Raw genomic sequence first — 12,514 nt, forward strand, 5'->3', positions numbered from 1 at the left:
CTATTAACGGGAGCGTTATGGGAGATTCTTATGTGGGACGCCCGGATATACCGCAGCTTTTGGAAGCGGTGAGGACCGGGAACCTTAACAAAGTAAAAGAGATACTGATAAACGAGCCTTCCCTTGCAAGCAAAGAGGCGCTTTTTGCTTCCGCCGGGGAGGGGCATTTTGATGTTCTTAAATACATGGTGGAATACTCGAGGGTGAGCCTTAATGAGTATGATGAGCGCCACAGAAATGTGCTTCACTACGGGGCAGAGTCGGGAAATCCCGAAATCTTTGAGTACCTCACCGATAAGTGCGGAATGGACCCTCTCTTTGGAGACACAGACCTTGTAACACCCTGGGACATTGTGCATGAGATGTCCGGTGGAGCCGAAAATTTATCCCATGAAAAGCGTGAAGGCGCAGGAAAGATAGAGGAGTATCTGGAAAAGAGATACGGCCATAAGTATGAGGACTATTACAGGAATCCCATAAGAAAGGGCTTTTTCCCTGACCCTTCCATCTGCAGAGTTGGAAGCGATTACTACATGGTGAATTCTTCTTTTATCTTTTTTCCCTGCATTCCGATCTCGCATTCCAGGGATCTTATTCACTGGAAGATAATAGGCCACGCCATCACGGATCCAAAGTGGGCAGGGCTTGATGAACTTGAAGGAGGCCGTGGCTTTTGGGCTCCCGATATCTCTTTTTACAAAGGGAGGTTCTATATTACGGCTACCTACAGGCTTAACGATGTGCCTCCCACCTACAGAAGGCAGATCGTGGTGTTCTCGGATAAGCCGGAGGGACCCTACTGCGAGCCCGTTTTCATAGATGAGGACGGAATAGATCCAAGCATTTTCAATGACGATGACGGCAGAAGATATATGCTTCTTAACAGGGGAGCAAGGATCTTCGAACTGGATGAAACAGGGACGAAGAAGATATCCGACGCAAAGCTTTTGTTCTACGGAGATCACAAAAGAGCTCCGGAGGGACCGCACCTTTACAAGAAGGATGGCTACTATTACCTTCTTGAAGCTGAGGGCGGAACAGGCCCCGGTCACAGGGTTACGATCTCAAGATCAAGGGAGCTTTTCGGAAATTATGAACCCTGCCCTTACAATCCCATTATGAGACAGCAGGATGAGGACGCGGCAATACAGCGCTGCGGCCATGGAGACCTGGTGGATACCCCTGACGGCAGATGGTACATGGTATATCTGTGCGGCAGGATGATAGATGGAAAATACAGCATTCTTGGGAGGGAGACGGCTCTTGATCCTGTGACATGGACTCCTGACGGATGGCCTATTATAAATAACCTTAAGGGGCCTTCAGCAATGCAGGTGAAGCCTTTTGAGGATGCGCCGGAAGGTGGGGATGGTGACGAAATCAGAATATCCCCCTGTGGTCTGCCACTTGAGTACATGACCACCAGGAGCTTTAAGAAAGAAGATATAACCTTTGTCACAGAAGATACGCCAAAGGGAACAGGTCGCTCCTTTATTGTATATGGTAGCAAAGCGCCCCTTTCAAGTACCGCTTGCAGGAACCTGGTACTCAGGCGCCAGACGTCGTTTTCCTTTGACTATGAGGTGACTCTACTTGCTCCGCGGTTTACAGGCGAAGGTCAGAAGGCCGGAATAACCGGATACTACGATGAGAACACCTTCTTTGAGTTCGGTATCGTACTTAAAGCGGGCAAAAGATATATCTATTGTAATGAACATATAGGAGAAGAGGACAGGATGACCGTTTCTCCAGAGCCGCTCCCACAGGGACTTGCAAGTATCACCTTTAAGATGGAGACCGATAATCTAAGGCGGAGGCTTAAATACGATGTATTCGCGCCTGCTTTACTCCTTGCTTCCGGTAATCTCGGGGAAGATGAAAACGTCAGAAAGGATGCCATAGACGTGAATACAGAGAAAGAGTTTCTTACTTTGGAAAATGTCTACTACCTCTGCGATGAGGGGCTTTCAAAGGGGAAACGCTTTACGGGAGCTTTGGTTGGAATGTATGCCTTTGCAGGAGAAGACAGTGATTTTGCCGCGGTCTTCATGGACGATATTTTCACCGAAAGATGATAGACAGTAACAGACAGTAGGAAATAATATGACTAACGAAAAAGACATCTATCTTGAAAGCTTTGAAAAACATCCGGGCAATCCCCTGATGACACTGCTTGGCTTTTATAAGGGACTGTATCATAACTTTTTCTGGTCCACCGTGTTTTATATAGTAAAGCACAGCCCGGTATGGATACTGCCCATTGTAACAGCCAATATCATCAACAATGTAACGAACAAGAATCCGAATGTCATACAGATAATCTTTCTTAACGTGGGACTTATGGTGCTGCTTCTTGTGCTTAACGTTCCCATGAACTATCTGCACATAAGATTCAGGAGCAAGGCTGTAAGAAAGGTGGAGGCGGGACTTCGAAGCTCTCTGGTCCACAAGATCCAAGTCATGTCCATCCCCTATCAGAAGGACATGCTCTCGGGAAGACTCCAGTCCAAGATCATAAGGGACGTTGAGGCAGTTGAAACTTTGTCGGATCAGCTCTTTGTATCCCTCATTAACATTGCCATCAACATCAGCGTTGCGCTCTTTGTGACGGTTTCAAAGAGCATCGTGGTTTTCATTTTCTTCCTTCTTATGGTTCCTCTGGCGGCTGTTCTTGTGGTGAGCTTCAAAAAGCCCATCAAAAAGCACAATCAGAAATTCAGAAAAGAGATGGAGGAAACCTCCGCCAAGGTGATGGAAATGGTGCAGCTTGTGCCGGTTACAAGGGCCCACGGCCTGGAGCAGGAGGAAATCATGAGGATGGATACTCAGGTGGATCTCATCGCACAGGCCGGATACAGCCTTGATATCATTCAGGGTAACTTTGGTGCGGTGAGCTGGGCATTTTTCCAGATTTTCCAGGTGATGTGCCTTGCCTTCACTTCGGTGCTGGCTGTTCGGGGCTCAGTTCAGGTGGGAGACGTGGTTCTCTACCAGAGCTATTTCACAACCATAGTGGGACAGGTGTCGTCTCTTTTGACACTTCTTCCTGTAATATCCAAGGGACTTGAGTCGGTTAGCAGCATAGGAGAAGTGCTGCAGTTTGAACATGTGGAGGACACTTCGAACAAGGAGGATGTGGGTATAATCACAGGATCCTACAGCTTTGAGAATGTGGGATATTCCTACCCCGACAGCGAAAGAGACATCTTAAGTAATTTGAGTTTCGAAGTTAACCCCGGTGAGACCATAGCTTTTGTGGGAGAGTCGGGAGCAGGTAAATCCACCATAATGAACCTTCTTGTGGGCTTTGGATTCCCCACTTCGGGAAAGCTTAAGATAGACGGAAAAGACATCACGGACATCAATCTTAGCAGCTATCGTAAGCAGCTTGCTGTAGTTCCCCAGAACACCATACTTTTCTCAGGAACAATAAGGGATAATATCCTCTACGGAACCACCGGAATAACCGAAGAGAAACTAATGAAGGTCATTGAAGAGGCGGGGCTTAAGTCTGTCATAGACAAGCTTCCCAAAGGCCTTGATACCATGGTGGGAGAGCACGGAGACAAGCTATCCGGCGGGCAGAAACAGAGGATATCCATAGCCAGGGCTCTCATAAGGGATCCCAAGGTAATAATCCTTGACGAAGCCACTTCAGCCCTTGATTCCATCTCGGAAAAAGAGGTATCGGCGGCCCTTGGCAGCATCTCAAACAACTGCACAACCTTTATTGTTGCCCACAGGCTTGCCACAATAAAAGAGGCGGACAGGATAATTGTTATAGACGACGGAACCATAGCAGAGAGCGGAAGTTTCGATGAACTGATGAACAAAAAAGGACTATTTTACGAAATGGAGATAATGGCATGATACAGCTGGGAATTAGATTTCACGATACCAAAGAACTTCCTTTTGAGGAGAGACTTAAAGAGATAAAGGGACAGGGATTTGACTGCGTGCATATAGCACTTTCTAAAGTCCCCGGTTTTACCGCTGACCCTGCGGCTCTCACACCGGGATACGCTATGTATCTTAGAAATGCCTTCAGAAAGGCAGAGCTTGATGTGGCTGTTCTTGGATGCTACCTTAACCTTGCAAATCCCAATGCAGAGAAGCTTTCGCAGATACAGGACAAGTACTATGCACACCTTCGCTTTGCTTCAGTTCTTGGGTGCGGAATGGTGGGAACCGAGACCGGAGCTCCCAACGAGAGCTATTCCTACGACAAGGAGGCCTGTCATTCCAAGGAGGCCCTCGAGACCTTCATAACAAACCTTCGCCCTGTGGTTAAGTGCGCCGAGCAGATGGGAGTTATTTTTGCTATAGAGCCTGTGTATCGCCACATCGTCTATGACGCCAAGAGAGCAAGGCAGGTTCTTGACAGAATAGAGTCTCCGAATCTTCAGATTATCTTTGATCCAGTGAACCTTATCTGGACCGACAACTATGACCGCAGGAGCGAAGTCATAGACGAAGCCATTGATATTCTGGGAAAAGACATAGCGATGATCCATCTCAAGGACTGCGTGCCCGATGGAGATAGTATAAAGAGCGTCGGCTGCGGCTTTGGCGAGATGGATTACACAAATATCATCAAATTTGCTCTTGAGAAGAAGCCCTTCATCCATGCGACTTTGGAGAACACCAAACCTGATACCGCGATTCGGTCGAGGCAGTGCATAGAAAAAGTTATAGAAGCGCTTGGATGAATATATGAACTGAAACCAAGCATGAGAGAAGACCCGCAGCTTCAATTGCTGCGGGCCTTTTTTATATCATTTTGGTAAAAAGCACCTTATTTCTGCAAATGCTCCAGCTGTTTAATGACAACCTCCGGAACCTCAATCTCTTCCTTGCGGAGTTTGTTCACAAGATTTGTAATGGGCTTGGCTTGGTTGCCTATGCGGGCATTGTAGTGGTTTATAAGCTCGGTATACTGTGGATTATCCCCAATTTTTTCCCTGAGCTCCCTAGAGAAAGGACAGAAGGTAAACAGGATCTCCCTTGCAACTTTGTTGAGCCTTGGTGAGCTGTTGGCTTCATATTTGATATAGGCCAGATAGTCAGCAATAAACACATTCTTGTAGTTGTTGCTGAACTTCTTAAGATCTGTCCTTAGCTTTTCCTTTACTTCCGAAGAAAGTGCGGAGTTCTTTTTGAAGAACTGCAGGTAGTCACAGTACATCGAAGTCAGGGAAGGATCGGTGACATCGTTCCAGTGAACGCCCTGTTCCGTCTTGCACATTTCCCATCTGAATTCGCCAAAGAGTCTTATCATGCACTCCTCGGTATTCTCGGTGTTGAAGATTGATATAAGCATACGGGCTTTGGTGCGCCTGTTTTTACCGTCAATTTCCTGCCACAGGGAAGCACGGCTTCCGACATTGGGCAGAAGTATCATATAAGGTGTTATGTCTTCCGAGTAAAAGAGCTGTGTTATACCTGCCTCAGGATTTGTGTAAAGTGCCTGTCTGCAGAATACGCTGTAATCGATGCTTCGTATCATGTCGAAGTACCCGTTAACCTTGGGCGATGTAAGATATGCCATGTCAAGGGGACGAAGCACGTTCTGCTGGTCAAATACGGGCACAAAGGAAGAAACCCTGCCGAAGGTCATTCTGTTTCCAAGGGCAAAGAGATTTTTTATCTCAAAATCAAGACGGCTCTTTTGATGGTTCATCATGGCTTCCAGCTGTGCATCATTAATATTGCCGTTCATTTTCTGGTCACGAAGATAAGCGGGCCAGTCCTGATCAAACTCATTCTTGGAAGGGTCTGCTTCCAGATTGTAGATCTTAAGAAGCCACTCATACATTGTAAGAACATTGCCTTCGGGATCGGGCACATAGGCCTTGGCCATGTTGTAGAGGATTTCGGTATTTTTTTCTCCCGCAAGATCCTCATCCACAAAGCCGAACATAAAGAACATGCGAAGTTCAATGGGAATGTCGCTGTCGGTAACGCTTTTTAAAAAAGCTGCGGTGTAGACATCATAAAAGCTGGTGCTGATGCTTCTTCTTAAGGCTCTTGCCTCGTCGGAAGAATCATATCTGTTATCAAAGGATTTGAATCTGTTTATTTCATCTTCAAATTTGGCGCTGATCTCGGAAGTGACATCAGAATAGGAAAGGATCGTTGAAAGGGCATTAACGATGGTGACATTGCCGGTATCTCCGGTCTCGGCTTTCTCCATATCGCTTAGCTTGGCTCTTATCATTTTCATGGTGGAGATAAAAGCGCCGGCTTTTCTTTTCAGGATTTTTTTGTATGCACCAAGGGCCTGTACTTCATTGGAGATTTGTCTGATTATGGTAAAGGTGGTCATGACCATACCCGCAGCGATCTCAACGCTGATGGGGTAGAAGCCTTTTTTGGCTTCGGCATCATGCTCTTTTAAGCTGTTAACAAACTCAAGGGACCAGTCAGGAACATTGGGAGATTTCTCGGGAGGAATGATCTCATCAAGCTCCGGGAACATCTTCGGAGCTTCTCCGACTTTGATGCAAAGGCTGGGATAGTCGGCATAGTCTGCCATGATCTGCTCGTATTCCCTGTTGGCATCATCAAATTCTTTTTCATAGATGGCAGCAACAACAGCGGCTGACTCAGCAGTCTGAGAAGCCAGGATAGGGGCAATCTTGGGGTTACCTTTAACAACAAGGGGAATATCATCAAGAGACTCGTACGGATAGAAATAGACGGAAGTTTCTTCGATGGCTTCATAGGAATAGATATAGTTTTTTGCCTGGATTTTCTGCCAGACCAATGAAATTTCCGACACCTGCTTCCATGGAAGAAGTGGCATCGTAAATTTTAATGCGTCCCTTCACAATGACCTCAAGTGAAGAAACCTCGTCCTCACCGGCCTTGTGTAGTATCTGTCCCTTTTCGAGCTTAAGCAGTCCCATCGGCACCTCCGCATTAGTAATCTAATTGCGTATACATAAATATGATATCATGATAAAGCTTTGATATCCACAAAATCTACACAATTATACGTACCGAAAAAGGGCCATTTGGTGTTAAAATACCATTGTGCAAAATTTAAAAAAGGAGGATTATTCCATGCAAAATAAATTACCCAAAAGAGAAGAAGTAGCTAAGGAGCTTACCTGGCGCCTTGAGGATATCTACGATGACGAGTCCAAGTGGGAGTCAGATCTTGTAAAGGCAGGAGAGATTGCCGACAAGATGGCTGCTTATCAGGGAAAGCTCTCAGAGAGCCCCAAGACCCTTCTTGAGCTTTTCAGATTACATGAGGAGCTTGAGCATACCATGGACAAGGTTTACGGTTATGCTCACATGAGAGGCGATCAGGATACAGGAAATGCCACCTATCAGAACCTTTCCCAGAGAGCTATGTCAGCTTACGTTGGAACCTCTGAGAAGACAGCTTTTGTAAGCCCCGAGATCCTTCAGATTTCTGATGAGGTCCTTGAGGATTTTTATGCAAAAGAACCTGAGCTTACCCGCTATAAGAGAATGATCACCGAGATCAGAAGACTTAAGGACCACATGCTTGACAGCGCAACAGAGCAGCTTCTTGCCAGCGCAGGAGAAGTTCAGGGTGCATCACAGAAGGCCTTCGGAATGCTGGTAAATGCCGATCTTAAGTTCCCGTCCGTTAAGGATTCCAATGGCGAGGAGGTTCAGCTTTCAAACGGAAGATTTGTTCCCACTCAGATGTCCAAGGACAGAGAGCTTAGAAAGGCCAGCTTTGAAGCTTTCTACGGAAGATTTCAGGAGTTTAAGAACACCTGGGCTGCTCTTTACGACGGCGAGGTCAAGGGACGTATCTTTGAATCAAAGGCCAGGAAATATGCCTCTGCTTTCGAAGCAGCAGTAGATGCTAATAACGTTTCCCCTGAAGTTTGCGACAATCTCTTTTCCTCTATCCATGACAACATGGACAAGATGCACAGATACGTTTCTCTTCGTAAAAAGCTCCTTGGAGTTGACGAGCTTCACATGTACGATGTCTATGTTGGAATGCTGCCTGAGTTTGACATGAGTGTTTCCTATGAGGAGGCAAAAGAGCTGTCTCTTAAGGCCCTGGCTCCTCTTGGCGAAGACTACCTTGAGATTGTAAAGACCGCTTACGACAACAGATGGATCGACGTTGTTGAGAACGAAGGAAAGCGCGGCGGTGCATATTCAGACGGTGTTTATGACGTACACCCTTACATGCTTCTTAACTACAACGAGACCTTGAATGATGTTTTTACACTGGTTCATGAGATGGGACATTCCATGCACACCTGGTATTCCACCAAGAATCAGACAATCATTGATGCAGGTTACAAGATTTTCGTAGCTGAGGTTGCTTCCACCACCAACGAGGTTCTTTTGTATCACTACATGAAGGATCACGCAAAGAGCAAGGAAGAGAAGGCATTTATAATCAATCACTTCCTTGAGAGCTTTAAGAGCACAATGTTCCGTCAGACTATGTTTGAGGAGTTTGAGAGAAAGACCTGTGAGATGGCAGAGGAGGGAACACCTCTTACAGCCGAGACTTTGTACGATGTATATCTTAATCTCAACAAGCAGTACTTCGGCGAAGAGATGATCTCAGACGAGCTGATTGGATGGGAGTGGTGCAGAATTCCTCACTTCTACTACAACTTCTATGTTTATCAGTATGCTACAAGCTTTGCTGCAGCAGTTGCCATTGCAGATCGCATCCTCAAGGAGGGAGCACCTGCGGTTGAGCAGTACAAGAAGTTCCTTTCAAGCGGCTGCACACAGGATCCGGTAAGCCTTCTTAGGATCGCAGGAGTTGACCTTGCAACCAAAGCACCCATCGACTCTGCTCTTGCAGTATTTGGCGAGGCGCTGGATGAAATGGAAGAGGCAGTAAAAGATATTTGATAAGATCAGAGAATGATCTGTTTTAAACTATATTCGCCGGAGATTCCCGCATTGCTCACCAGTGAGTAAACCTCGCTGGCTTTGAGGGTCTCCTCAAGAAGCTGAAGCTGAAGGGGAGACAGGAGTTTTCCGGCGTCTTTTAGTCTGTCTATCAAGGGGATAGATCCCTTATCATGAATGGCTCCCGGCAGATCTGAGGAGTCTTTTTTCATTCCAAGTACTCTGGCATAGGCAGTAAAGCCGTCTTTTTTATAGGCGGACATATTTTCTTCAGTAATATCAAGCATTATGTGCATAAGACAACGGCTGACCCTGGTGTATACCAGATTTCTGGTCTTCATCAGTTCGCAGAAGGAGGAGAAACCGTCACACAGCGACATGCTTTTTACAAGTCTGTTGGAAATATCCCTGTTTACGTCAAGATATCTTGTATAGCCCCTGTCTTTTTCCATAACCAGCTTGTAGTAGAGAAGGTCGGAAAAGTCATTGACATTAAGAAGGTTTCCGGGAGCGGTGACAAGGCTGGCCGCCGCCTCAAGAGGCACCATGCCCTTTAGAATCTCCGGAGCGTGGGACTTTGAATCATAGCCTCCGTTGGACAGAAGAAGGGCCCTTAAGGATGAAGCACTGGGAATCTCTGCTGTGGTGTCGCTGTGATAGGGCTGGCCTATCCTCTGAATGATATAGGGTTTGATGGAGCTCTTTCTTCGCTTTAAGCTCCTTAGATATTCGATGGCAAGGATATTGTTGGGGGCAGTGAGAACATCAGTGGTATCCTCGGAGGATGCGTCACGGCCGGTGCTGATCAGTACCGCATCCAATGCCTTTTTTCTTGCAAGGGGAAAAGAGTCGCCGTCTTTAAGGCACTTCTCCAAAGTCTTTTTGAAAAGAGCCGGTTCAAGGCTCAGGATATCGGCAAGCTCCTGAAGTCTTTCAGGGTCGGGGGATTCACTTCCAAAGCACAGGTAATCAATGCATCCAAGCTTATCAAGGATGGAAATGGCGCCTTCCGCAAAATACTCGGCACTTCCGAGACTGTAGTAGATTGGCAGCTCAAGAACAAGGTCCGCACCGCAGTTAAGGGCCATACGGGTCCTTGTAAATTTGTCGGTGATGGCAGGAGCACCACGCTGTACATAGTCACCGCTCATGACAATAACGACACGGTCAGCAGATAAAGCTCTTTTGCAATGATCGATCAGATATTTGTGACCGTTGTGGAAAGGGTTAAACTCAGCAATAATACCGATTGTCTTCATGATGCGCCTTTCTTTTGTATAAGTTATGTAGAGTAAAATTGGATTTTTGTACAGATTTTTCCTTGTCTTAACTACCTATTATAAGTATCATATATTTTGGTAGTTTTTGCAAAGCTAATAAAATCAGAAAGAGGTTATAAAATGAAAATACTAGTTATTAATTGCGGCAGTTCTTCACTTAAGTTTCAGCTGATCGATTCCGAGTCAGAGGCAGTTATCTGCAAAGGTCTTTGCGAGAGAATCGGCATTGAAGGAAGCAGAATAGTTTACACTCCCGAAGGCAAGGACAAGATCACCATCGAGACTCCCATGCCCGATCACAACAGAGCAATCGAGCTGGTTATCGAGGCTCTTACCAACAAGGAGAACGGTGTTGTTTCCCTGGATGAGATCGGTGCAGTAGGACATCGTATCGTTCACGGCGGTGAGAAGTTCACAAAGTCCGTTGTTATCAACGAGGAAGTTATAAAGGCCATCGAAGATGTATCAGACCTTGCTCCTCTTCACAATCCCGCAAACCTTATCGGTATCAGAGCATGCCAGAAGGCTATGCCCGGTGTTCCCATGGTTGCGGTATTTGATACAGCATTCCATCAGACAATGCCCCAGGAGGCATATCTTTACGGCCTTCCTTATTCATACTATGAGAAATACGGTATCAGAAGATACGGCTTCCACGGCACAAGCCATTCCTATGTAAGCAAGCGCGCAGCACAGATCCTTGGCAAGGATGCAAAAGACCTTAAGATCATCGTTTGCCACCTTGGCAACGGCGCTTCAGTTTCAGCTGTTAAGGGCGGAGAGTGCATCGACACTTCAATGGGTCTTACTCCTCTTGAAGGACTTATCATGGGAACAAGAACCGGTGATATCGATCCTTCTGTTGTGGAGTTTGTTATGAAGAAGGAGAACTCATCTGTTGCCGATGTTACAAATCTTCTCAACAAGAAGTCAGGTGTATTTGGACTTTCAGACGAGCTTTCATCAGACTTCAGAGACCTTGAGGATGCTTATGTTGAGGGCCATGCAGGAGCTAAGAGAGCTGTAGATGCCTTCGCTTACAGAGTACTTAAGTACATCGGGGCCTATACAGCAGCCATGGGCGGCGTTGATGCTATCTGCTTCACAGCAGGTGTAGGCGAGAACTCAGGCTTCGTAAGAAAGCTGATCTGCGAAAGACTTGGATTCATCGGTGCAACACTGGATGAGGAAGCCAACAAGGTTCGCGGCAAGGAGCAGGAAATCTCCGGAGCTGACAGCAAGGTTAAGCTTATGGTAGTTCCCACCAACGAGGAGCTGGCCATCGCAAGAGACACTTACGAACTGACCAAGTAAAGACATCTTTTTCATGTACTTGTCCGGAATTCTACTTTCAGGCACATTTTCCGGAACTGCGCTTAAGGTATATCCCCGTAAATGCGCAGTTCTCGGACGAGGATGATGATTTTCCAAACAAAGAAAACAGCAAATGCCGATTTCTCTGAGTAACACGAAATGAGGCATTTGCTGTTTTTTGAGTTTAGGAAAATCACACCGCAGACGAACACAAGCATTTTTGGAGATATACCTGAATCACTGCAGTATCGGGAATGTGCCTGATAAAGCTATCAAGCACCTAAGATTTCATGTACTGCTGCCTTGATGGCTTCGTCTTTTGCGTTGGCATCGAAGTACTCAAGGAAGTGCTCGCTGGAGAGGGCACCCTTTACAAGGTCCTGATCAAGACTCTTAAGAATAGCGGGAACATCCTGATTAAGGGTGACCTTTCTTACCTCATCAAGGATCTTCTTGTTGCGCTGCTCGGGAACGGCTCTTTCTCTTGGATATCCCTGGCCGCTCTCTTCGCAGAAGAGCTTTTCAAAGATGTACTGAAGATTGAGCTCAGCACCCCAGCCTGACTTAAGGGCGAAATTGATGGCTATGGCATTTCCGTCATTGATCTGTGCGAAAGTGTAGGCATCGAGAGGATCTGTCACATGTCCGCAGATAACTCCGGGGAAGCTGTTGCAGGCAAGCATTGCACCTTCACCTGTGCCGCAGCCGGTGATCACATAGTCTGCTGCGCCTGAGTTAAGGAGAACACAGGCAAGGATACCGTTCTGTACATAGGTGAGCTGAGCTTTGTCCTCAGCTGAATACATGCCGTAGTTAAATACTTCAAAGCCGTGGCTGTCGGCTACTTTTTTGAGAGCGCCATAGATCATTTCGTTCTTTGCAGCCTGGCTGTTTTCATTTATAAGTGCTATTTTCATGATAAAGTCCCTCCATGTAATATAGTTATATTTTTCCATGCCTATTGTAGGCCTATGAAAGGGCAGTGTCCATGAGCTTCAAGGCTTTGTGCAAGATAATCAAGAAAGTGGATAAATGTTACAAAAATGTTA

9 protein-coding genes are annotated in these 12,514 nt (G+C 46.3%); 5 read left to right on the forward strand and 4 right to left on the reverse strand.

Annotation, left to right across the window (positions count from 1 at the left end; genetic code table 11):
- The first annotated feature begins 17 nt into the window (after positions 1-17).
- From T456_RS0101740 to T456_RS0101750, 3 genes are read left to right on the forward strand one after another with little or no spacing between them, the layout of a single operon-like run.
- A complete protein-coding gene (locus tag T456_RS0101740) occupies positions 18-2,075 on the forward strand; it encodes a family 43 glycosylhydrolase (RefSeq protein WP_024864631.1) in 2,058 nt (685 codons plus the stop codon).
- A 28-nt stretch (positions 2,076-2,103) separates the two neighbouring features.
- The gene (locus T456_RS18920) at positions 2,104-3,870 is read left to right on the forward strand and encodes an ABC transporter ATP-binding protein (RefSeq protein ID WP_035800945.1); all 1,767 of its coding nucleotides are present in this window, start codon (positions 2,104-2,106) and stop codon (positions 3,868-3,870) included.
- Positions 3,867-4,709, forward strand: a complete 843-nt coding sequence (locus T456_RS0101750) for a sugar phosphate isomerase/epimerase family protein (protein ID WP_035800946.1) — start codon at positions 3,867-3,869, stop codon at positions 4,707-4,709. Before T456_RS18920 ends, T456_RS0101750 begins: the two co-directional genes overlap by 4 nt.
- 86 nt (positions 4,710-4,795) lie before the next feature.
- On the opposite strand, the gene T456_RS0101755 is transcribed toward T456_RS0101750, so the two are convergent.
- Both T456_RS0101755 and T456_RS0101760 read right to left on the reverse strand, forming a co-directional pair.
- Positions 4,796-6,766, reverse strand: coding sequence for a hypothetical protein (locus T456_RS0101755; RefSeq protein ID WP_024864633.1), 1,971 nt, complete (start codon positions 6,764-6,766; stop codon positions 4,796-4,798).
- A complete protein-coding gene (locus T456_RS0101760) occupies positions 6,720-6,908 on the reverse strand; it encodes a hypothetical protein (protein ID WP_024864634.1) in 189 nt (62 codons plus the stop codon). Before T456_RS0101760 ends, T456_RS0101755 begins: the two co-directional genes overlap by 47 nt.
- A 157-nt stretch (positions 6,909-7,065) precedes the next feature.
- On the opposite strand from T456_RS0101760, the gene pepF reads away from it, so the two are divergent.
- On the forward strand, positions 7,066-8,871 hold the full coding sequence (pepF, locus tag T456_RS0101765; protein WP_024864635.1) for an oligoendopeptidase F: 1,806 nt from the start codon (positions 7,066-7,068) through the stop codon (positions 8,869-8,871).
- Between the two features lie 5 nt (positions 8,872-8,876).
- Here the strand turns inward: pepF and T456_RS0101770 are convergent, their stop codons facing one another.
- Positions 8,877-10,130 (reverse strand): tRNA(Met) cytidine acetate ligase, encoded by a 1,254-nt coding sequence (locus T456_RS0101770; RefSeq protein ID WP_024864636.1) that lies wholly within the window; start codon positions 10,128-10,130, stop codon positions 8,877-8,879.
- A gap of 141 nt (positions 10,131-10,271) precedes the next feature.
- Here T456_RS0101770 and T456_RS0101775 point away from each other — a divergent pair, with 141 nt between their 5' ends.
- Positions 10,272-11,465 (forward strand): acetate/propionate family kinase, encoded by a 1,194-nt coding sequence (locus T456_RS0101775; protein WP_024864637.1) that lies wholly within the window; start codon positions 10,272-10,274, stop codon positions 11,463-11,465.
- Between the two features lie 272 nt (positions 11,466-11,737).
- On the opposite strand, the gene T456_RS0101780 is transcribed toward T456_RS0101775, so the two are convergent.
- Complete coding sequence (locus T456_RS0101780; protein ID WP_024864638.1) at positions 11,738-12,382, reverse strand: RpiB/LacA/LacB family sugar-phosphate isomerase; 645 nt, start codon at positions 12,380-12,382, stop codon at positions 11,738-11,740.
- Positions 12,383-12,514: the final 132 nt, after the last annotated feature.

Source organism: Butyrivibrio sp. FCS014 (assembly GCF_000526935.1).
Taxonomy (GTDB): domain Bacteria; phylum Bacillota; class Clostridia; order Lachnospirales; family Lachnospiraceae; genus Butyrivibrio.